This window comes from Limosilactobacillus gastricus PS3, from assembly GCF_000247775.1.
GTDB classification, from domain to species: domain Bacteria; phylum Bacillota; class Bacilli; order Lactobacillales; family Lactobacillaceae; genus Limosilactobacillus; species Limosilactobacillus gastricus_A.
Genome location: NZ_AICN01000080.1, coordinates 12,185 through 33,900 on the forward strand (window position 1 = coordinate 12,185; position 21,716 = coordinate 33,900).

General features: G+C 42.1%; 19 protein-coding genes and 1 other annotated feature. Of the genes, 4 read left to right on the plus strand and 15 right to left on the minus strand.

Going from position 1 to position 21,716, the window contains the following annotated elements; translation table 11 throughout:
• The 14 genes from yfmH to PS3_RS09685 all read right to left on the minus strand — a co-directional run bounded on the left by yfmH (nucleotide 1) and on the right by PS3_RS09685 (nucleotide 16,506).
• Nucleotides 1-1,290: an EF-P 5-aminopentanol modification-associated protein YfmH gene (gene yfmH, locus PS3_RS09620; RefSeq protein ID WP_007122837.1), complete on the minus strand. Its 1,290-nt coding sequence runs from the start codon at nucleotides 1,288-1,290 to the stop codon at nucleotides 1-3.
• Nucleotides 1,291-2,541 carry an EF-P 5-aminopentanol modification-associated protein YfmF gene (gene yfmF, locus PS3_RS09625; RefSeq protein WP_007122838.1) on the minus strand — a complete coding sequence of 417 codons (1,251 nt, stop codon included), beginning with the start codon at nucleotides 2,539-2,541 and terminating at the stop codon, nucleotides 1,291-1,293.
• Between the two features lie 77 nt (nucleotides 2,542-2,618).
• Complete coding sequence (locus PS3_RS09630; RefSeq protein ID WP_007122839.1) at nucleotides 2,619-3,473, minus strand: amino acid ABC transporter substrate-binding protein; 855 nt, start codon at nucleotides 3,471-3,473, stop codon at nucleotides 2,619-2,621.
• A 12-nt stretch (nucleotides 3,474-3,485) separates the two neighbouring features.
• The gene (locus tag PS3_RS09635; RefSeq protein ID WP_007122840.1) at nucleotides 3,486-4,130 is read right to left on the minus strand and encodes an amino acid ABC transporter ATP-binding protein; all 645 of its coding nucleotides are present in this window, start codon (nucleotides 4,128-4,130) and stop codon (nucleotides 3,486-3,488) included.
• A gap of 12 nt (nucleotides 4,131-4,142) precedes the next feature.
• Nucleotides 4,143-4,784: an amino acid ABC transporter permease gene (locus tag PS3_RS09640; RefSeq protein WP_007122841.1), complete on the minus strand. Its 642-nt coding sequence runs from the start codon at nucleotides 4,782-4,784 to the stop codon at nucleotides 4,143-4,145.
• Between the two features lie 461 nt (nucleotides 4,785-5,245).
• Nucleotides 5,246-5,812, minus strand: coding sequence for a rod shape-determining protein MreD (gene mreD, locus PS3_RS09645; protein WP_050950922.1), 567 nt, complete (start codon nucleotides 5,810-5,812; stop codon nucleotides 5,246-5,248).
• Nucleotide 5,813: 1 nt separating this feature from the next.
• On the minus strand, nucleotides 5,814-6,668 hold the full coding sequence (mreC, locus tag PS3_RS09650; protein ID WP_007122842.1) for a rod shape-determining protein MreC: 855 nt from the start codon (nucleotides 6,666-6,668) through the stop codon (nucleotides 5,814-5,816).
• A gap of 114 nt (nucleotides 6,669-6,782) precedes the next feature.
• Entirely contained in the window at nucleotides 6,783-7,385 is a 603-nt protein-coding gene (locus PS3_RS09655; protein WP_007122843.1) for a JAB domain-containing protein, read from the minus strand.
• Nucleotides 7,386-7,426: 41 nt separating this feature from the next.
• Entirely contained in the window at nucleotides 7,427-8,746 is a 1,320-nt protein-coding gene (locus PS3_RS09660; RefSeq protein WP_007122844.1) for a bifunctional folylpolyglutamate synthase/dihydrofolate synthase, read from the minus strand.
• Nucleotides 8,747-8,820: 74 nt separating this feature from the next.
• Nucleotides 8,821-11,469 carry a valine--tRNA ligase gene (locus tag PS3_RS09665; RefSeq protein ID WP_007122845.1) on the minus strand — a complete coding sequence of 883 codons (2,649 nt, stop codon included), beginning with the start codon at nucleotides 11,467-11,469 and terminating at the stop codon, nucleotides 8,821-8,823.
• A gap of 37 nt (nucleotides 11,470-11,506) precedes the next feature.
• Nucleotides 11,507-11,720, minus strand: a binding site (T-box leader).
• A gap of 44 nt (nucleotides 11,721-11,764) precedes the next feature.
• Nucleotides 11,765-12,259, minus strand: a complete 495-nt coding sequence (gene tpx / locus PS3_RS09670; RefSeq protein WP_007122846.1) for a thiol peroxidase — start codon at nucleotides 12,257-12,259, stop codon at nucleotides 11,765-11,767.
• Between the two features lie 63 nt (nucleotides 12,260-12,322).
• Nucleotides 12,323-13,549, minus strand: coding sequence for a tRNA uracil 4-sulfurtransferase ThiI (thiI, locus tag PS3_RS09675; protein WP_007122847.1), 1,227 nt, complete (start codon nucleotides 13,547-13,549; stop codon nucleotides 12,323-12,325).
• Nucleotides 13,550-13,563: 14 nt separating this feature from the next.
• Complete coding sequence (locus PS3_RS09680) at nucleotides 13,564-14,709, minus strand: cysteine desulfurase family protein (protein WP_007122848.1); 1,146 nt, start codon at nucleotides 14,707-14,709, stop codon at nucleotides 13,564-13,566.
• A gap of 93 nt (nucleotides 14,710-14,802) precedes the next feature.
• The gene (locus PS3_RS09685; RefSeq protein WP_040468863.1) at nucleotides 14,803-16,506 is read right to left on the minus strand and encodes a septation ring formation regulator EzrA; all 1,704 of its coding nucleotides are present in this window, start codon (nucleotides 16,504-16,506) and stop codon (nucleotides 14,803-14,805) included.
• A gap of 334 nt (nucleotides 16,507-16,840) precedes the next feature.
• Here PS3_RS09685 and rpsD point away from each other — a divergent pair, with 334 nt between their 5' ends.
• The 4 genes from rpsD (at nucleotide 16,841) to PS3_RS09705 (ending at nucleotide 19,942) form a co-directional block, all read left to right on the plus strand.
• Nucleotides 16,841-17,446, plus strand: a complete 606-nt coding sequence (gene rpsD / locus PS3_RS09690; RefSeq protein ID WP_007122850.1) for a 30S ribosomal protein S4 — start codon at nucleotides 16,841-16,843, stop codon at nucleotides 17,444-17,446.
• 98 nt (nucleotides 17,447-17,544) lie between these two features.
• Nucleotides 17,545-18,819 (plus strand): replication-associated recombination protein A, encoded by a 1,275-nt coding sequence (locus PS3_RS09695; protein WP_007122851.1) that lies wholly within the window; start codon nucleotides 17,545-17,547, stop codon nucleotides 18,817-18,819.
• 295 nt (nucleotides 18,820-19,114) lie between these two features.
• Nucleotides 19,115-19,399, plus strand: a complete 285-nt coding sequence (locus tag PS3_RS09700) for a hypothetical protein (RefSeq protein ID WP_050950923.1) — start codon at nucleotides 19,115-19,117, stop codon at nucleotides 19,397-19,399.
• A gap of 63 nt (nucleotides 19,400-19,462) precedes the next feature.
• On the plus strand, nucleotides 19,463-19,942 hold the full coding sequence (locus PS3_RS09705) for a universal stress protein (RefSeq protein WP_007122852.1): 480 nt from the start codon (nucleotides 19,463-19,465) through the stop codon (nucleotides 19,940-19,942).
• A gap of 102 nt (nucleotides 19,943-20,044) precedes the next feature.
• Here the strand turns inward: PS3_RS09705 and PS3_RS09710 are convergent.
• Nucleotides 20,045-21,716 (minus strand): Rib/alpha-like domain-containing protein (locus tag PS3_RS09710; protein ID WP_040468869.1); only part of this gene is annotated, 1,672 nt, incomplete at its 5' end.

Here is a 21,716-nt window from a genome sequence, read left to right on the forward strand (position 1 = left end):
TTAATCATTATGCAAAGGATTAATCACCATTGCCGTCAAACACATTGGTTTAATAAAGTTCAAAGTAGCCGATAAAACATCTTCAAAAGTGATTTCTTCTAAAACCGCAATCTCATCATAAATCGTTGCTTGATCGAACAAAGCTCCTTCAAACCGATTGGCAATGGCTTCTGGAGAATCTAAATTGAAGATCAAACGACCTAATGAGGCTCGTTTAGTGGCTTCAAATTGATCTTGGTCTGCCACCAGTAATTGTTCGGCATTTTCTAAAACCTTTTTCATTTCGTCAATAAAGGCCTGAACCTGGTCCGTTTCGGTTGCAAAGGAGGCAAGATGAAAGCCTCTTTCAATCTCAAAAGAAAAACTAAAAGAGTCATCTAAAATCCCTCGATTATAAAGTTGTAAATAATTATCTGTCGTATCATCAAACAACATTTCCAACCCTAATTCAATGGCTGATTTAGCTTTCAAACGATCCCGGCCCTTAGACCAACTTGATAAACCGCGTAGACCGACCATAACTTTCGGACGTTCAACGGCCATTGAAATCGTCCGCGATTTGATGACATCTGCTCCTGATGAATCACTAATAATAGGATAACGAATGGGCTTGGGGGCTGAGATGAATTCTTTGGCCGCCTGATTATCTTCAATCCAGCTAAATGTTTCTTCCACGTCCAAAGCCCCCACAACACTCAAGGTCATATTCGATGGTTGATAAAAGGCCCGATAAACCTCATACAGCGTCTCTGGCGTAATTTGGGCAATCGATTCGACGGTTCCTGCAATATCAATATGCATCGGATCATGTGGATATAAATTCTCCATCATTCCCATATACAATCGATTTCCCGGATTATCCGCATACATCTTAATTTCTTCGCCGATAATCCCTTGTTCCTTGGCGACCGAAGCCGCTGAGAAATATGGCGCTTGTACAAAATCTAACAGAACTTCCAAATTTTCCTTTAATTGACTGGTAGTAGAAAACAAGTAACTGGTCTGGGTAAAACCAGTAAAGGCATTGGCATCCGCCCCATGTTCGCCAAAAAGCTCAAAGGCATCATAATTTTCTTTTTCAAACAGTTTATGTTCTAAAAAATGAGCAATCCCATCGGGAATGGTTTTCCATTCATCATTGGGGGATAATTTATATTTACGATCTACTGAGCCAAAGTTAGTTGTTAAAATCGCATAGGTTTTATGGAAATTCGCCATAGGTAACAACTGCACTGTTAAACCATTAGCTAAAACTTTCCGCACAACCGGATCTGCCATTTTCGCTCCCATTTAATCCTCTCCTGTTAATACATACTCGACACACTTAGATAAGCCTTGGGCGACTTCAACTACCTGGTCTTTAGTCACCGCTTGAATCTCTTTTGCAAAATCATTAGCTGTGGCAATTCCCGTTAGCGTAGCAGTTAGTTGGCGTTCCAAGAGCGAATTTTGGTAATCCTGACTGGTTTCATATTGATTAATTAATGCATCTTTAACCATTTGCAACCGCTCTAAACTAAAATCTCCTGCCTGCAAGAGTGTGACTTGTCGATCAAGCAACGTTTGCACAGCTGTCACATTGTCCGGTTGAATCCCAGTTTGCATGACCAAATGACCGTTAAAGGGCCGGAGTGAGCTACTTGCATAATAAGCCATCGAGGCTTGCTCGCGAACGTTAGTAAATAAGAATGAATAGGGGGTTCCCCCGAGAAGGCCATTCATCACCATTGCCGCCCGATAAAGTGGTTCCCGATAATTAACTGGACATAAATATACTCGGTCTAATTTAGCTTGTTCAATCGGTTGGTGCTCAACTTTCTCAAGCACGTCACCTTGCCAATTAGGTCTCGTTAAAACCGCAAATTGATTGAACTGACGCTCTTTTAGCGGCAACTGAGATACTAACTGTTCTACTTCAGCTGCATCAACATCACCAACGACATAAATATCAATTCGATCCTTAGCAATCATATCTTGATACGCCCGCATCAAATCAAGATTGGTAAGTTCGGCAACTTGATCCACCGTCCCCGTACTTGGGGTCGCTAGTACTGGATCATTCTGAAAAACTAACTCTTCCACCTGGCGGAGAGCATAAAATTGCTTATCATCATCCCATGATTTTAAGGTATTAATCAGATTTTCCTGTTGTAACTTGAAGGTCAAGGCATCAAAGCCATCCGCATTCATTAAAGGATTAAAAATTAATTCTTTTAAGAGGTCAAAACCTTGCGGTAAAAGCGGTTGATCAGTATATCGTTCGTTGATCACACTAATTTTAAAGCGCATCACGTGAGCATAAGACAAGCGCGATACATAGGCGCCAATCATCGCGCCATATAAATTTGATAGTTGTCGTGCTAAGGCGGTTTGGGTTGGGTACTTAGCCGAACTAGTTGATAGGATATTAGTCAACAGATTTCGAACGGCCGCATTGGTTGCGGTTTGACGGCTGGTAAAAGTCATCATAATTTTCGTGGTTTGGAATTGGTGGGTCGGAATGACATGTAAGTGCACCCCTGCCATAATTTGTTTATCCATGTTATTTTCCTTTGCAATCAAAAAGGCCGAAACATCGTAATGTTCAGCCTAAAATTATTCAGTCCATTATACTACATTTAGTTATTAGCGTTAACCGGTCCGAGATAATTACTCTTTTTTCCAAACCATTTTTCGTTAATTTTGGCTAACTCTCCATCCTTTTGGAGTTTGGCTAAACCGTCATTAATCTTCTTTTTAAGCGTCTTATCACCTTTTCGTAACCCAACCGCAAAACTATCAGCTGGGAAGGCCTTGCTAATTAGGGTACGATAACTTCCTGAATTAGATAAATGCTTTAAATAGTAGTTAGCATAAACTTCATCCATCAAAATTCCTTGAATCCGCCCCGCATTTAAATCAATAAAGGCACTGGGGAAGGTATCATAAAGAATTGGGGTTTGATCTTTAATCTTATCTTTTAACAGCTTCGGTTGGGCATCGAGATCCGCCGCTGCTGTCGACCCGGTTTGTAATCCTAAGACTTTGCCGGCCATATCATTTAGATTTAGGATGTGACTCTTTTTCTTCGTGACCAAAACTTGACGATTCAAAAGGTATGAACGGGTAAAGGCAACCTTTGCCTTTCGTTCTTTCGTAACTGAGTAACCATTCCAAATGGCATCAATCGTACCGTTTCGCAACTCAGTTTCCTTCATTGACCAATCAATGGTCTGGAAATCTACTTTAATCCCGTATTGTTTAAAAACGGCTCGCGCTAAATCAACATCATAACCAACTAGTTTCCCATTTATTTCGCGAAACCCCATCGGAACAAAGGAATCATCGACTCCAATGACCACTTTGCCACGCTTTTTAATTTGCGACCAAGTATCCTGAGTATCGGCACGCTGGGTGACCGTTTGACAACCCGCTACTAACATGACGGGCATAAGTAACAAAACTAATAAACCTATCCGTATTAATCGTTTCATGTTTTTGTGATCCTATTTTTGTTGATCGAGGGCCGAAACCTCTAAAACATCATCGGCAATTTTTTGAGCGAACTCCATATCATGGGTAACGACTAACTGAGTCATTCCCTGTTGTTTTAAGCTCAAAATCAAATTGGCGACACTATCCCGTAAGTTAGGATCCAAAGCAGAAGTTGGTTCATCATAACAAAGGATCTTTGGATTCATTGCTAAAGCTCGAGCAATGGCAACCCGCTGCTTTTGTCCTCCCGATAGTTGATAAGGATATAAATCTCCTTTCCCACCTAGGTCTAACTGCGCCAATAATTTTTCTCCGGCAGCTTGAGCGACCTGGCGATCTTCTTTTAAAACCATCGTTGGGGCTAAAGTGATGTTTTGCATCACCGTTAAATGAGGAAATAAGTTAAAATCTTGAAAAACCACCCCAATAACGGCATCAGAGGTATCAGTTCCTTCGGGATCGAAGGCTTGCCCATCAATTAAAAATTCTCCTTCATCCGCACTTTCCAAGCCTGTAACACACCGCAATAAGGTTGTTTTCCCGGCTCCAGATGGTCCCACAATACTTAATATTTCGCCATCCTGAACTTCAAAATTTACCCCGTCTAATATTTGGCGTGTCCCAAATTTTTTCTTTAAATTTTTAACTTCTAACATTTGACCAACCCCCTACTTGTAATATGAATACCGTTTTTCAACTCGGTTTAAGGCAAATGTACAAATGGCAACCAGAATCAAGTAAATTGCTCCCGCCATTAATAAGGGAACTAAGGTTACGTCCCGTGAGGTTGCCACATTTCCGGCCCGCAAGAGATCGCCAATCCCAATCACGTATACCAATGATGAATCTTTTACCAGATTGATGACTTCGTTACCAATTGACGGAATCACAATCTTGACAACTTGAGGAATTACAATCTTACGAATCGTTTGGGAATATGAGAGACGCAAAACTTTCGCCCCTTCATATTGCCCCCGATCAATTGACTGCAAACCACCCCGAAAGATTTCAGCAAAGTAGGCTCCATAATTGAAGATAAAGGCAAATACGGCTGCTTGGAACCTTGGAAAGACAATTCCAATAATTGGTAAACCATAAAAGACTACGATCAATTGGAGCAATAATGGGGTTCCCCGCATCAACCAAACGTAAAGATCCAAGATCCACTTCAAAGGTTTAATTCGCGAATTCAAACCTAAACTTACTAAAATTCCAAGCGGTAAGGAGCCAATTAAGGTCCAAAAAAAGATTTCTAAGGTCACAACAGTCCCTTGCAACAACGATGGTAAGATTTCCGACATATAGGTCATGACAATGTCCCCCTTTAATTGTTTCTAAATTTATTAAAAGAAAAGACGCCGCCTTAAATGTTTCCACTTAAGGGGACGTCTAAACGTGGTTCCACCCCAATTTATAATCGACTCACATCGATTACCTCAATAAGTTTATTTAATAACCAAATAAAAACGCCCTCAGTTGTAATACAACTAGAGGGCGTTTCCGCGGTTCCACCTCATCTTGTTAGATCCTCACGAACCTAACCTCAGTAAGTTTAAAAATAAACTTGGAGCGATAACGGGCAACCCGGATTATTTTTGATCAATAATCAACTCACAGATGTGATTCGCGACAATTACCATTATCCGGTCACACTATCCGAACTTCCCTGCTCAATGGTAAATTATCCTACTAGTCTGCTCAACGTTTCTCTTTTATTGATTAGTATATTACCGATTAGGACCTTTTTTGTCAACCAGCTCCGCATAAAAAATTAAGCTTTTCTCATTTTCCGAGGATGCCGATAAAGATGCAAAATCCGATAATAACCAAGTTGAATTGGTAAGTAACCCACGAAAAAATATACCAAGTTTAATAATAAGGTTGGTCCTAAGACTCCCGCTAAAAACATTGGTAGTCCGGCATGGGTTAAGCCCAACAAACTATGCATGGCATAATTGTAAAACTCTAATAATGTTAAATCAACGATCACCAACATAGCATAGTTAATGATATTAGGACGATAAAAACGGATCACAAATTGATTGGCCCAGATTAAGAGAGGATAGATAAACATTTCCATCCCGATGATTCCCGAATGATAAAAATCAATTCCAATTCCCACGAGAAAGGCGGCTAAAATGACTGGCAATGGCTTCACCCGATCAAAGAAAAGTGCTAATAAGAGCCATAAAAAGGCCAAATGACTCACCATGATAATGCGATCAGAGAAAAAAGATCCCCCGAAAATTGCACTCAGCGAGCCATCTAGGAAAAAGGAGATGAACAAGCCTAACCAAAAGTAGGTTTTCAATTTGGTCCAATGCAAAAATTTAAACATCCTAATCCTCGTTTAGTTCCGCAATTGTTACATAATTGACATCATTTAAGTTCGTAGCTGGCTCAACGTAAATGCGATCAATCTCGCCGCCACTCCCCTTCGTTGTTTTGACGACTTTACCGACGTATAAACCTTTCGGAGTGACACCACCAAGCCCATTTGTGGTTACCTTGGCACCTTTTTTAACAGCTGCCGAACTCGAAACTTCACTCATCACTAATTGACTAGTTTTGGTGTCATAACCGGAAATCAAACCATTCACCGTATCACCGTCCTCATTATCAACGGCCACAGAAAATTGGTTTGTTGACTCGCTAGAGCTACTGATTAACTCGACTTTACTATTAGTCGGGTTAACTTCGACAATTCGTCCGATCAAGCCACTTCCCGAAAGCACAGCCATATTCTTCTTAACGCCACTCGAACTACCCTTATTAATAATTAATTGGTTTTCCCAAGCCGAGGGCGTTCGATTCGTGACCGCCGCCGTTATCGTGGTGTAGTCAGTTAAGCTATTATTTAATTCCAATTCAGCCTTTAATTGTTTATTTTCTTTTTTTAGGGTTTCATTGGTTGTTTGAGTTTGCTCTAGTGCACTAACCTTTTTCTTTAAGGTCTTATTTTCACTATAGGCGTTCAATATTTGTCCTAAGGATGATACGGTCCCATTGGCTGAATTCATTGGATAATTAACAATTCCGCCAAACCATCCAACTACAGTATTACCAATTTGTTGGACAATCGTTGGTGTATTCCGATTATTCCGAATGCCAATTGAACCTGCCATTAATCCGACGGCAATAAACAGGCCGATCACAATTGAAATCACTCGATGTTTAGCAAAGAAATCTCTCATGCTTAACTCCTTGCTGGACTAATCTTAACCCAGCTCTTCTCTTAATTACATACTTCTTAACTATACACTATTCATGGTGAAAATTGTAGTGACTTTATATGACGAAATCATTAATCAAGCGAGTTTTTCCTGCCAGGAGAAGTAATCATTTCGACCAACAATCATGCAATCGACTAATCGTATATTCATCAAGCGACAAGAAGCCTGTAACTGCTTAAAAAACTGACGATCTTCTGGAGAAGGTTCGACCAATCCCGACGGGTGATTATGCGCGAAGATTAATCCATGTGCCCCGATTTGGATTAAATACCGAAAAACTTGGTCCATGTAAATCTGACATTCATGACTGCCGCCTTTAAAAAGCACTTGACGATCAATCACCACGGAATGAACATCAACGCCAATGATCATTACTTGCTCTTGGTCTTCTCCTGCTAATTCATGAATTAACTGCTGACCCAGTTCATAACTAGAATTCAATTGTCCGGTCATTGGTTGGGGCCTGGTTAGCGCTTGTTGACCGATTTGTATAGCAGCAATAACTGACCGAAAATTAACAGGATCATAATCTATCAGACTTTGCATTTGCTCTCGTTGAGCATGATGTAGCTCTTGAAAACTACCAAAAGTGGCGATAAAGCGTTGGGCCAAGCGCCGATCTGGCAACATCATTTGTACTAATTCTTCGAAATTGTTTGTTGATAAATACGTCCGCATGCCATTTCCTCCTTATCTTTAGATACGAAGGAAAGTGTCCTTTAATCCGCTAATAAGAAATTCCGCACTTCAGAAATGAAATACAACGATCCGGTGATCAAAATAACATCTTCGGCTGATACTTGTTGTGAGATAGCAGCCAGTCCTAATTGCCATTCTGGGAATACTTGCATGGGATAACGAGTCCTAATCACATCTTTCAGACCAGCTAAATCAGCAGTTGGTCGTTTGGGACCCGGCGGCGCAAACTGGGTTAAGACGAGATGGACATTCCTTAAACTGGCTAATTCACCCAACATCAGTTCATACTGTTTATCCGCCAAAATCGCCACTAGCAAATAAACTTCCCGATCTGCTAATTCATGCTCAATGGTCTGGACTAAAGCTTGAATCCCCGGTAAATTATGGGCTCCATCTAGAATCATTAGTGGTTCCCGATTAACAATTTCCATCCTTCCTGGCCAGCAGGCGTTTAACAATCCCTCAGCAATATTACTAGGATCCAAATAGCCTTGATGTTTTTGGAGCCATAATTGAACGGTCGTAATGGCGACCCCCGCATTTTGAATCTGATAATCACCAGCCAAACCAAGTTGAAAGACAGTTTTGGCGAGTGACAAACCCTGATATTCAATCTTTTGGGCTAATTGATGGCTATTCTTAGCTTGAGCATGAAATTCTTGTTCAAGACTAAACAAGGGACTTTGTTTTTTCTTCGCGGTCGATCCGATTACTTGTTTAGCTTCTGTTGGTAATTGACCAACGACCACTGGTGAATTTTTCTTGATAATACCCGCTTTTATGGTAGCAATCTCAGTGAGGCTATCACCAAGAAACTGCATATGATCATATCCGACCGTCACAATTACAGCTATATCAGGTTTTTCAATGACATTTGTGGAATCATATAAGCCCCCTATCCCGACTTCTAAAATTACTACATCGGGGTTTCGGTCTGCAAAGTATAAGAACATGATGGCCGTATTAATTTCAAATTCCGTTGGCGTTTGGCCTTCAGCATCCATTTGATCCACAACTGTTGCAACTTGACGAGTATAAGTAACTAAATCCTGATCACTAATCGGCTGGCCATTAAGAGCAATCCGTTCATTAAAGCGAGTAATAAAGGGGGACGTGAAAGTTCCTACCTGGTAACCACTCGCCATCAACATTGCTCTAATCATCGCCACAGTTGAACCTTTCCCGTTCGTTCCAGTCACATGAATATAAGATTGGCCATCCTGGGGATTGTCCAGTCGCTTTAATAATTCCTGCATCCGCGCCAGTGTGGGGATTTTCCGGGCTTTGAAGCGACCGTGAATAAATTTTAATGCATCGTCATATGTTTTGATTTCTGTCATTTTATAACTTCCTAAAAATAAAAGTCTTCAATTGGAAATTTCCTCCTTGAAGACTTTCATTATAACTGATTTGTTTAACCTAGTTGTGCTAAACGTTCCTTAGCGGCGGCTAATTTTTGTTGCCACTCAGCCGCCTTGGCTTTTTCATCAGCCACCACCGCTTCCGGGGCGTTGGCGACAAACTTCTCGTTACCGAGTTTCTTTTCTGAACGGGCCACTTCTTGCTCTAATTTCTGAATTTCTTTTTGCATTCGGGCCTTTTCTTCTTCCAGATCAACCAATTCGGCCATTGGAATGTAAACCGTAGCCCCGGCTAAAATTCCACTCATGGCTAATTTTGGTTCCGTCAAATCTTGACCAATTTTTAGTTCAGCTGGATGACAGAAGCGATCAATGTATTCCTTCGTTTCGTTAAAGATCTCACCCAATTCGGCCGAGTCTACTTTAATCATTAAGTCTACAGGCTTAGACATCGGTGCTCCTGCTTCATTACGAATATTCCGCACTGCCTTGATTAATTCAATCAAGCTGGCAATTTGATCCTCAGCTTTAGGATCACTAAATTCAGCATGTTCTTCAGGGAACTTAGCGACCATGATTGAATCCCCATCATGTGGCATTGACTGCCAAACTTGTTCGGTCATAAATGGCATGATCGGGTGCAAGAGCTTCAAAGTTTGATCCAGGACATAACCTAAAATATTCTTGGTATTCGTCTTTTCTTGATCAGATCCATTGTTAAGGGTTTCCTTAGTCATTTCAATGTACCAATCACAGAAATCATTCCAAATGAAATTGTAAAGGGCACGACCAGCTTCCCCAAATTCGAACTTATCAAATTGGCTAGTAACTTGACTAACAGTTGCGTTCAAACGACTTAAGATCCACTTGTCAGCCAAGGTCCATTCGCTTTGAGCCGGCAAGCTTGGGGCGGCCATATCGTCCAGGTTCATGATGACATAACGACTTGCATTCCAGATCTTATTAATGAAGTTCCAGGCCGCATCCATCTTCTTATAAGAGAAACGGATATCTTGACCCGGGGTAGAGCCAGTTACTAAGAACCACCGTAAAGCATCCACCCCATACTTTTCGATCACGTCCATCGGATCAATCCCGTTACCTAGGGACTTACTCATCTTCCGGCCTTCTTCATCACGAATTAGACCATGTAATAAGACATTCTTAAATGGTGTCCGTCCAGTAAATTCCAGCGAAGTAAAGATCATCCGTGAAACCCAGAAGAAGATAATGTCATATCCAGTGACCAGAGTCGTCGTTGGGAAGTAGCGCTTAAAGTCCTCACTATCGGTATCAGGCCATCCCATCGTTGAGAACGGCCATAAACCACTACTAAACCAAGTATCTAAGACGTCTGGATCTTGTTCCCAATTTTCGCTGTCGGCTGGGGCCTCCATCCCGACATACATTTCCCCAGTTTCTTTATGATACCAAGCAGGAATCCGGTGTCCCCACCATAGTTGACGCGAAATAACCCAGTCATGAACATTTTCCATCCATTGCCGGTACGTATTCTCAAACCGTGGTGGGAAGAAATCAACCCGATCATCAGTTTCTTGAGCTTGTAAAGCCTGTTCAGCCAATGGTTTCATCTTCACGAACCATTGAGTTGATAAGCGGGCTTCAACTTGTACCCCAGTCCGTTGCGAATGACCAACTGAGTGCACAATTGGATCAATCCGTAGTATATAGCCCTGATCCTCGAGATCCTTAACAATGGCTTCACGGGCATCAAAGCGGTCCATTCCTTCGTATTTCCCAGCATTCTCATTGAGGGAAGCATCTTCGTTCATGGTATTAATTTCTGGGAGGTCATGGCGCTTCCCAATTTGGAAGTCATTCGGGTCATGAGCTGGCGTGATCTTCACCATCCCCGTTCCAAAATCTGGAGTAACGTAATCATCAGCAATGATTTCGACTTCCCGATCAACCAATGGTACTCGAATGTGCTTGCCGACTAGTTCCTTATAACGATCATCATCAGGATTAACGGCTACCGCCACATCACCAAACATGGTTTCCGGACGTGTGGTAGCAATTTCAATGTAGTCCTGGCCGTTAAAAGTTGTGCCGTCAGTAAATGGATATTTAACGTGGTAGAAAGCGCCTTGATCATCCTGGTGTTCCACTTCGATATCTGATAAAGCGGTCCGAGCTTTGGGATCCCAGTTAATAATGTAAGTTGCTCGATAAATTAGACCTTTATTATATAGATCAACAAAGACCTTCCGAACCGCCTTGCTTAAACCGTCGTCTAAAGTAAAGCGTTCCCGATCATAATCGACCGAAATTCCCATTTTTGCCCATTGTTGGTGGATAATATCAGCATATTCATCCTTCCAATCCCAAACTTGTTGGATGAACTTTTCTCGACCTAAATCATATCGAGAAATCCCTTGTTCAGCTAATCGCGCTTCAACTTTAGCCTGCGTCGCAATTCCGGCGTGGTCCATCCCCGGTAACCACAAAACGTCATAACCCTGCATCCGTTTTTGCCGAATAATAATATCTTGTAAAGTTGTATCCCAGGCATGTCCTAGGTGTAATTTCCCAGTTACATTTGGCGGCGGAATAACAATTGAATATGGGTGAGCTTTTTGATCCCCACTTGGTTTGAAGAAGCCTTGATCAATCCACCATTGATAACGATCTTTTTCGACTTCAGTCGGATTATATTTAGTTGACATATCTTGATCTGACATCTGTTTCTCCTTTAAATAAAACAAAAAGCCCGTCCTAAAATAGGACGAGCTCTTCTCGCGGTACCACCTAAATTGAAATGTAATTACATTTCCACTTTATCATTGATAACGGTAATGAACCGAAAGCAACTACTCAAGTTCACTGCTTTTGCTCCTGGATTACTTTCATTAGTAATCAGTTCAGCTGTTCGCACTATCCAGCCATCTCTGATTAACTCATTACTAATTACTCTTCCGATCATCGCATCAGATAACGATCATAATTCTAACGATTTTTTAATAATCCGTCAAGATCTTAACCTAACTTTTCTAAAGCTGCTAAAGCCGCTGCATAGTCAGGTTCATCAGTTAATTCTGGGACGACTTGTTCATAAACAATTTTTCCGTCAACATCCAGCACAAAAATCGACCGCGCTAAAACTGACTCATCAGGAATCAAAACCTTCAAAGCATAGCCAAAGGATTGTTCTGAATCCGACAATAATTGCATATTCTTTACTCCTTCAGCAGCACACCAATCAGCCTGTTGCTCAGGAGTATCGACTGAGATCGTCACAAAATTAGCATTTGGATATTCATCCATTTGTTGATTAAATTTCTTCGTTTGCAGGCTGCAAACACTCGTTGTAATGCTTGGAACTACACTAATTAAAGTTGGCTTGTCAAAAAATTCACGGGTCTTCACCTTCTCGTGATTAGCGTTAAAGACTTTAAAATGCGGGATTTCTTCCCCTACCGCTGGTGGATTTCCAACTAGGTCGCGTGCTTCACCATTGATTGTAATTTGCATCATATTTACCTCTTTGTATTTATGTATTTTCTATATCAAAACCGGTTCTATTTATCGGAAGTCTTACAACAATTCCGCAAAAACATCTTGATTAGCATTCAAGAAGTCATCACCCGGATGAATCTCAGTAATTTTTATTCCTGCCAAGGCCCGTTCCATTAAGCCATCCACATCTAATTGTTGCTCATAGTAGCGCGTCTTTTCAAGATTAGGTTTCGTCTTTGGCGAAGGTGGTGTAAAGACCGTACAACAATCTTCGTATGGCAAAATTGACAAATCATATGTATCGATCTGTTCAGCAATCTTAATAATCTCGGTCTTATCGTAGGACAAGACCGGCCTTAAGACCGGAAAAGATGTGACGTCATTAATTGCGACCATGCTATTCATAGTTTGAGAAGCCACTTGTCCTAATGATTCCCCATTAAATACCGCTAGACCATGACGTTGCTTTGCAATCGCCGTTGCCAAGCGCAACATAAACCGCCGTTGAATGGTCATTAAGAATCCTTCGGGCGATTGTTCCTTGACCGTCTCTTGAATCTCTGTGAACGGCACCTGAATAAACTTAATTTGACCACTATATTGGGCTAATTTGGCCGTTAATTGCTTAGATTTAGCTAAGGCTTGTTCACTTGTATAGGGTGGACTATAAAAATGAACCATCTCGAGAGAAACTCCCCGCTTCATTGCTAGATAAGCGGCCACTGGTGAGTCAATTCCTCCCGACAGCATCATCATTCCTTTTCCAGCCGTACCAACTGGTAAACCGCCTGCTCCCGGAATAATTTCACTCGTTAAGAAGATGCCATTTAAACGAACATCTACCCAAATCGTGATATCTGGATGATGGACATCGACCGTTAGTTGCCCATCAAAAGCTTTGAGTAAGGCTCCGCCTAATTGGCGGTTCATTTGGAAGGTGTCTAACTCAAATTGATGATCTTGACGCTTGGTCTCCACTTTAAAAGTTTTTTTCTCGCCATCACTCAGCTGCTCGCCCATCATAGCGATCGCTGCCTGGGCAACCGCCGCAAAATCTTTTGTAACCTTTAAGGAAGGGGAAAAAGATTGTATCCCAAATACCTTTGCCAGTCGCTCCATGACTAGGTCACTATCAGCACCATTTAAAATAATATGGAGTCGGTCAGGTCGAGCATGGACCTTGACTTGTCCTATGCCATGTAAGGCCCGACGGACATTTTCTCCTAACCGATCAGTAAAGGTCTTTTTATTACGTCCTTTGGTCGATAATTCTCCATATCGCACCATAATTTCATCGTACTTCACTTAGCTATCCTCAATTAGTTAATAATTTTTGCAAACCCAGCATAAAGTTCATCAAAAACGCGGTTAAATTCTTCAGCATCCGCCAGCGTATTTTGATCACCTAAACTTACTCGCACCGCACTTTCGGCCGCATGTGGATCAACTCCCATCGCTGAAAGGGTACTAGTTTCTGTTTTCTTTGATGAACAGGCACTAGTCGTTGAGATATAAATATCGTGTTCTTCAAATGCGTGAACCACGGTTTCCCCGCGCACTCCAACAATCGCAAAACATAATATATGGGGAGCAAAACCAGCATCATTGCCTGAAAATACTTGGACATGTTCAAATTGACTGACGTGATCAATAATCGCTTGTTTGATCTCACGCTCCCGTTTGACGGTATCGTCTTCTCGTTCCTTGGCGAGGCGAATGGCCCGCGACATGGCCACATCCCCCGGTGTATTTTCGGTACCACTCCGCAGGTTTTGTTCTTGACCGCCCCCATTAATTAAAGGAGCAATTTGCCGGCCGGCTTTAGCATAGACAAAGCCCGTTCCCCGTGGAGCGTGGTATTTATGCCCCGAAAAGACCACAAAGTCAACGCGATCACTAAACCATTGATCATCCATCCCTTTGGCAATTGCTTGAACGGCATCAACCATAAAGTGGATCTTAGGATAATCCTGAAGAATTTCACCGATTTCTTGAATCGGTTGGACCGTACCGATCTCATTATTAACCGCCATAATCGATACTAAAATCGTGTCTGGTCGAATGGCTGCTTTCAAATCGGCTGGATTAACACGTCCCTGCTTGTCAACCGGCAGATAGGTTACTTCATACCCCAAATCTTCTAATTGATGCATAGCATTACGCACCGCAGCGTGTTCTACCGAAGAGGTGATGATGTGCCGACCTAATTCTCGCTTGGCTAAGGCGGTCCCCTTAATTACCCAGTTATCACCTTCGGATCCACCACTGGTGAAGATGATTTCGCCAGGTAAAACACCAAATAATTCGGCAATTTGTTGACGGGCTTGAAAAAGCAGTTTGCTAGCGACCTCCCCTAATTGATGAAGGCTAGAAGGGTTCCCCCAGATTTGTTCACTAACTTTGGTGTAACTCTCGAGTACCTCTGCAGAGACCTTAGTAGTTGCACTATTATCAAAATAGATCATGATCGATTCCTTTCCATATTTCTTATTTCGTCATTATACCAAAGGTTGTCTGACATTTATAATAAAAGGCCGCCATTTCTGACGACCATTAAATTATCGTTTACCAACTTCACGGTAATAACTATCTTCAATTTGCTTAAATACGCCTGGTTCGATATCTTCAACGGCGGCGCCAATTGTTTCTAGTGCCCGTGAATATTCGAATTCACTAAATAATTGTTGAGAACGATTGATGGCATCATCCAATTCTGGGTGTTGCATACTCAACCGTTGGGCATATTGGATCACCCGTTCCGTGAGCGTGGCACTATCGCGAATACTATCCGTCTTTTCATGCAACTTCTCAAAATCATCTTGGAGTACCAACATCTTCTTGGTAATTTCATCCATATTGATTTGTTGCTTATTCATGTCTTTGGATAATCGACTTAGCTCATCACTAACCAAGAAGAAAAAGTCCATATAATCCATCGGGATGCCCGGTAAATTTAATGATTCAACATGACGCTTGGTGGCCCGTAAGTCAGCCACAAAACGTTGGACAGCATCGCGAGCTAATTTCTCATCATTTTGGAGTTCTGCCACGCTATCATTAATTTCCGTTTGTTGCTCTTCCACTGCGGTCATCGCTTTCTCACCAGCTTGTAAGTTAGCTAGAATCTGACTGTCAATGGCCGTCTTAGCTTCTAACCGCTTTTGATCAGCATTAAAGTCAGCTTCAATTTGCTTTAATTGCTCATCTAATTGACGAACCGTAGCAATCTCATCGTTATTCAAAGTATAAGAAATACTCAAGCGATCTAACTCGTTGGTTAACAAGCGATTTTGATTTTTGGCATGGGTGAGGTGTTCAGCAAACGGAATTAACATTTGTTGAACTTTAGGCCGGGCATCAATCTCTTGTTCCATCACATCGTATAATCGATCAATTTCACTGTCCATACCTTCATTAGTTTCTTTAACTTGGGTTAAATCTAGGTCCGCAACCCGTTCCAAGGTGGCTTGGCGCTTCACTTCCAAAGCTTCAACTAAATGATCGATATCGGGTTCGGTAAAGTGATAGTTTTCTGAAATTAAATGCCCATAACCTTGTTTTAATTTGGCTAATTGATCTGGGAATTCTTGGAGCAGTGGTTGACATAACTCGGGAATTTGTTCCACTAATTCTTCAAAGTCAACCGTCCCATTTTTAACATCCGCTAATACTTCAGCGGCCGCTTCTCGATCACCATCATCAGCGATTTCGCAGAACTTATTGAACCGTGCTTCTAAATCTGTTAACCGTTCGTTTAACTTAGTAACACTATCGCCATACTTATAGGCTTGTTCATCCAGTTCTTTATGATACTTTCTGAACCAGGTTCGTAACTGGTCACTCGATTGATTTTGCGCTTCGATTTCATCATCAAAAGCTTTCACTTCTAATTGAATCGAATCGAGCAACTCCTTAGCATCATCAACGGCGTCTTGCAATTCTTTGACTCGACCACCCATGGAGAGCGCGGCAGTACCGTGGAAATCTTCTTCGATTTCATCAGCAATTTCAACGGCTTCCGCGACAGCGGGCATTGCCTTTTCATCATACTTAGTCCGCAACTCCGTAAATTTCTTAAGCGTTTCTCCCGAAAAATCAGTAACATTTTCGTCACTTAACCGAGCTTCCAAATCATAATTTTCAATGACATTGATTTGGTCACGCAAGGCATTTACTTTTTTGAGTAGATTCCGTTGGTAAAGGTACATTGCACATACGACAACAATCGCAATGACAATGATCCCAATCAATACTTGTAACATAACTTACCTCACCTATTACTTTGTTTGACGCATGATGCGCATTCTTTATTAACAATTTTTAATTATATCATAAGATCACTATTCTTGAATGCTAATCGGTAAGTTTATTCGGAATATTATCGGACTTTTCCTTGACCCTTAATTATGATCCGGTGTATGATATTCCTTGTGTAAAATAATGCAGCAGCAAGAAGCAAGCTCGTCAACAGACTAATGCCATCTGGTGTTTCTAGTAACCTCGCTGCAATGGTGAACGATCTGATTAGGCTGCACGAATGTTAATTCTTGCATCGGATTATTTTACTCCAAAACATTTTCTTGGAGGATTTTATTTATGTCACGTTATACTGGTCCAAGTTGGCGGATTTCACGTCGTCTTGGGGTTTCACTCTCTGGTACTGGTAAGGAATTAGCACGGCGTCCATACGCTCCTGGTGACCATGGTAATGATCATCGGGGTAAGCTTTCTGAATACGGTACCCAATTACGTGAAAAGCAAAAGCTTCGTTACATGTATGGTTTAACGGAACGTCAATTTAGCAACCTATTCGTTAAGGCTGGTAAGATTAAGGCAGGTACTCACGGTACTAACTTTATGGTTCTTTTGGAACGTCGCCTAGACAACATGGTTTACCGCTTAGGTTTAGCTACGACGCGTCGTCAAGCTCGTCAATTAGTTAACCACGGTCACATCACAGTTGATGGCAAGCGGGTTGACATTCCTTCATACGAAGTTAAGGTTGGTCAAGTGATTGCTGTTCGTGAAAAGTCAAAGAACCTTGACATTATCAAGAACGCTGTTGAAGCCGTTGTTGCTCGTCCATCATATGTTGAATTTGATGCTGACAAGCTTGAAGGTCATTTAACTCGCCTTCCACAACGTGAAGACATGAACGCTGACATTGACGAAGCCTTAATCGTTGAATTCTACAACAAGTAAGCTTTATTTTATGCCAGTTCGAGGAGTCCGCTTGGACTCCTTTTTTGTTACAATCTTTAGTGTATCCTGTTGCAAAACAAATTGGGAAAGGAGTTACTATGGAACCATTAGCTTATCGGATGCGGCCCCAATCACTAGCTGAAATTGTTGGTCAACAACATCTCGTAGGTCAGGATAAAATTATTTGGCGAATGGTCAAAGCCAAAATGCTCTCCTCCATGATCCTATACGGCCCACCCGGAACCGGCAAGACGAGTATTGCAAGCGCCATTGCCGGATCAACTAAGTATGCCTTTCGAACCTTAAATGCGGCAACTGACTCGAAAAAAGACCTGCAGATTGTGGCTGAAGAGGCCAAAATGAGCGGTACCGTCATCCTATTATTAGACGAAATCCATCGTCTCGACAAAAGTAAGCAAGATTTCTTACTACCCCATTTAGAAAGTGGTCGGATTATCCTAATTGGTGCCACCACCGAAAACCCCTATATTTCGATTAATCCCGCCATTCGCAGCCGAACGCAAATTTTTGAGGTCAAACCATTGACCATCGATGAAATTGGAATAGCAATTGACCGTGCAATAACCGATCCTCAACGGGGGCTAGGACAAATGAATTTGTCACTTGACGACGACGCTCGGAGGCAACTAATTTCATCTACTAACGGTGATTTAAGAAGTGCTTTAAACGGCTTAGAACTTGCTGCCAAATCTACCGCACCTGGGTCAGATGGGGTAATTCACTTAACATTACCAGTCATCGAAGAAAGTATTCAAAAAAAGTCCATCAGTTTAGATAAGAATGGTGATGGGCACTATGATGTCATTTCCGCTTTTCAAAAATCGATTCGGGGTAGCGATACTGATGCGGCCCTCCATTATTTAGGCCGTTTAATCGAAGGTGGTGATCTACCGATTATCGCCCGCCGCTTGATGGTGATCGCCTATGAAGACATTGGCTTAGCTAACCCGCCTGCAGCGGCACGGGTCGTGACGGCCGTTCAAGCTGCCGAAAAACTTGGCTTCCCAGAAGCGCGGATTCCACTTGCTAATGCGGTGATTGAACTTTGTCTATCTCCAAAATCAAATTCCGCCATCAGTGCAATTGATAAAGCCATCGCACGCATCCGCCAAGGTAATACTGGTGATGTACCTGATTATTTGAAAGACGCCCATTACCAAGGTGCAGAAAAACTCGGTCATGGCATTGATTATCTTTATCCTCATGATTACCCAGAAGATTGGGTTGCCCAACAATATCTTCCCGAGCCGATTAAGGATGATCAATATTATGAGCCAAAAACAAATGGTAATTATGAAAAAGCTTATGCGGATCAATATCACCGGCTCTTAAAGGCTCAAGGAAAAGCCTGATAAAAAAACTACCATTTAGCAAAAACGTGGTAAAATATAGGTAGAGGTTCTGTAGTGTACGCCTTATCCAAATATCAGGTTTGCCTTACAATCTTGTTACTTTGGGGTTTCTGTTGAAATTTGATGATGACATGCCTTTTCACTTGGTAGTCAAATGCAAATTCACTTAATCCCACCTGTCTTAAACGCAGGTCAACTCTGACGGATGATTAACGGCACCAACGGATACTTCTACATAATGAAGATATGGTCTGGGTACACAGCAATGTGTACCCAGATTTTTTAAGGAGCTTGTATGTTAATTCAGATTCTGACTTTTATTTTCGCCCTACTGATCTTAATCGAATCATTATACTATCTAACCCATCGTCAGAAATCCTTTTTAGGGTTCCCCTACCATCATCCCAAAGGGCAAAATAAGTTGTGTTTATTTTGGGGAGTTGTCATGCTAATTTTAACCATCATCGTCGTCATTGCCGCTTTCATTAATGACCCGGTGATTATCTTATGGACCCTGGCCGCTTGTTGTTTAATTGAAGTCGCCATGTCCTTTACAACGGTATCATTACTCCTGAAGTGAGCGCTTTATTATCCCTTTAAAAGGTAGTAAAATATAGATATAAAGATAAGGGGGTAACCGAAAATGTCACAAGAATATAAACACATTTTGGTACCAGTTGATGGATCAAAAGAAGCGGAATTAGCTTTTAAAAAATCAGTCGCAGTTGCAAAACGGAACGGTGATGATACCGAACTTCAATTACTACACGTGGTTGACACGCGGGCTTTCCAAAACATCTCTAGTTTTGATAGTTCAATGGTGGAACAAGTTACCGATACGGCTAAAAAGACCTTAGATGATTATGTTGCTTACGCCAAGGAGCAAGGCGTTGCAAATGTTTCATACACCATCGAATATGGGGCACCTAAGACCTTGATCGCCAAGGAAGTTCCAGCTAAAATGCACGCAGATTTAATCATGATTGGTGCGACGGGTCTAAACGCTGTGGAACGAGTCGTAATTGGTTCTGTTACGGAATACGTTACCCGGACCGCCGTCTGTGACGTCTTGGTAGTTCGGACTGGTTTAGATAATGAACCGGTTGAAAATGCTAAGAAATAATATTAACTAACCAGAAGCTGGTGAAGCCATTTTTCACTGGCTTTTTCTATACACAAAAACGACGACCGAAAATTCGATCGTCGTTTTTTAGTAATTATTTAATTACTTGTTTTCCTTCTTACGGAACTTAGCCAAGCCAAGCAAACCAACCATACTTGCTGCCATGAGACCAGCAATCGTTGTTACTTCACTTTGATCATTACCAGTTTGCGGTAATTGAGCTTTCGTTTCTTCCGTTGTTGCTGCACTAGCATTCGTTGCCGTAGAAGTAGTTGTTGTCAAGACTTGGTCATTGTCATTCCAAGTCGTTGTGACCGTGTTAGTTTGGTAATCAGTAATCGTAATAGTTACTTGAACTTCCGTTTGCGTACCATCTGGGAAGGTTACCACAACCGTGCCAGTAGTTTGGCCCGTCTTGGATACGTCTGGCGTTTCCTTCCATTCGTACTTAGTCCCTGATGGCATGTCATCCTTGTTCTTGATACCAGTAGATGGGTCTGGAACTTGGCCCTTCGGCGTGGTAATATCTTGAGTTTCAGGAGTCGGGTTCGTCACATGAACAGTTACTGTTACTTCATCCTGCGTACCATCTGGATAAGTGACCACCACTGTAGCCGTCTTGTCACCAGTCGTTGTTACATCTGGTGTTTCTTTCCAAGTGTAAGTCGTACCATCTGGCAAGTCACCCTTATTCTTGATGGCATCAGCCGCATCTGGCGTCTTACCAACTGTCGCATTAACGTCTTGACCTTGTGGTTCGTAGCCATTAACCGTGATGGTTACAGGCACTTCAGTCTTCGTTCCATCTGGGTAGGTTACCACAACCGTGCCTGTAGTTTGACCAGGCTTAGTAACATCTGGCGTTTCCTTCCATTCGTACTTAGTCCCGTCTGGCATCTCATCCTTGTTCTTGATGCCATCACTAGCATCTGGAACTTGGTTCTTAGGTGTCGTAATATCTTGACCTTCTGCAGTTGGGTTTGTCACATGAATCGTGACTGGAACCTCATCTTGAGAACCATCTGGGTAAGTTACGACGACTGTTGCTGGTTTATCACCAGTCGCCGTTACATCAGGTGTTTCCTTCCAAGAGTAGGTAGTGCCGTCTGGTAAGTCACCCTTGTTCTTGATCGCATCAGCCGCATCCGGCGTCTTACCAACTGTCGTGTTTACATCTTGGCCTTGTGGATCATTTGTTTCCGCTTGGCTCTTTTCAGTTGTTACCGTGACAGTCGTATGATCTTGTGAGCCATCTGGGTAAATGACCGTAACTGGAATAGTTACAGTGCCCGAAGTCTTACCATCTGGCAAGGTGGTTGGATCATCGACCGTTACCGTCGCGTTCTTAGCCACATCGTCATCTGGCGTAATCGTTACTGCGTTCGTGACATCTTCAGCAGTCGTTGGTTGACCGTATGGCTTGTTAACTTCGCCACCTTGGGCATCATGCGTATCAGCATCAGTTGTAACGTGGATCGTGACTGGAACTTCATCTTGCGAGCCGTCTGGGTAAGTAACAACTACTGTAGCCGTCTTGTCCCCTGGCGTGTTAGTATTTGGCGTTTCTTTCCAATCGTACTTGGCACCATCTGGTAAGTCAACCTTGTTAGCAATACTATCTTCCGTCTTTGGTGTATCACCTTGGTTAACAGTTTGATCTTGACCTTGTGGTTCGTACTTATCAGCGTCGGAAGTATCTGTAGTGACCTTCACTGTCGTATGATCTTGCGATCCATCTGGGTAAGTAACCGTAACCGACACTTCTACGGTTCCT

Excerpts from the sequence above, each read along its gene's own strand:
- yfmH (WP_007122837.1), bottom strand. The coding sequence starts at position 1,290 with ATGGGAGCGAAAATGGCAGATCCGGTTGTGCGGAAAGTTTTAGCTAAT.
- yfmF (WP_007122838.1), bottom strand. The coding sequence starts at position 2,541 with ATGGATAAACAAATTATGGCAGGGGTGCACTTACATGTCATTCCGACC.
- PS3_RS09630 (WP_007122839.1), bottom strand. The coding sequence starts at position 3,473 with ATGAAACGATTAATACGGATAGGTTTATTAGTTTTGTTACTTATGCCC.
- PS3_RS09635 (WP_007122840.1), bottom strand. The coding sequence starts at position 4,130 with ATGTTAGAAGTTAAAAATTTAAAGAAAAAATTTGGGACACGCCAAATA.
- PS3_RS09640 (WP_007122841.1), bottom strand. The coding sequence starts at position 4,784 with ATGACCTATATGTCGGAAATCTTACCATCGTTGTTGCAAGGGACTGTT.
- mreD (WP_050950922.1), bottom strand. The coding sequence starts at position 5,812 with ATGTTTAAATTTTTGCATTGGACCAAATTGAAAACCTACTTTTGGTTA.
- mreC (WP_007122842.1), bottom strand. The coding sequence starts at position 6,668 with ATGAGAGATTTCTTTGCTAAACATCGAGTGATTTCAATTGTGATCGGC.
- PS3_RS09655 (WP_007122843.1), bottom strand. The coding sequence starts at position 7,385 with ATGCGGACGTATTTATCAACAAACAATTTCGAAGAATTAGTACAAATG.
- PS3_RS09660 (WP_007122844.1), bottom strand. The coding sequence starts at position 8,746 with ATGACAGAAATCAAAACATATGACGATGCATTAAAATTTATTCACGGT.
- PS3_RS09665 (WP_007122845.1), bottom strand. The coding sequence starts at position 11,469 with ATGTCAGATCAAGATATGTCAACTAAATATAATCCGACTGAAGTCGAA.
- tpx (WP_007122846.1), bottom strand. The coding sequence starts at position 12,259 with ATGCAAATTACAATCAATGGTGAAGCACGCGACCTAGTTGGAAATCCA.
- PS3_RS09680 (WP_007122848.1), bottom strand. The coding sequence starts at position 14,709 with ATGATCTATTTTGATAATAGTGCAACTACTAAGGTCTCTGCAGAGGTA.
- PS3_RS09685 (WP_040468863.1), bottom strand. The coding sequence starts at position 16,506 with ATGTTACAAGTATTGATTGGGATCATTGTCATTGCGATTGTTGTCGTA.
- rpsD (WP_007122850.1), top strand. The coding sequence starts at position 16,841 with ATGTCACGTTATACTGGTCCAAGTTGGCGGATTTCACGTCGTCTTGGG.
- PS3_RS09695 (WP_007122851.1), top strand. The coding sequence starts at position 17,545 with ATGGAACCATTAGCTTATCGGATGCGGCCCCAATCACTAGCTGAAATT.
- PS3_RS09700 (WP_050950923.1), top strand. The coding sequence starts at position 19,115 with ATGTTAATTCAGATTCTGACTTTTATTTTCGCCCTACTGATCTTAATC.
- PS3_RS09705 (WP_007122852.1), top strand. The coding sequence starts at position 19,463 with ATGTCACAAGAATATAAACACATTTTGGTACCAGTTGATGGATCAAAA.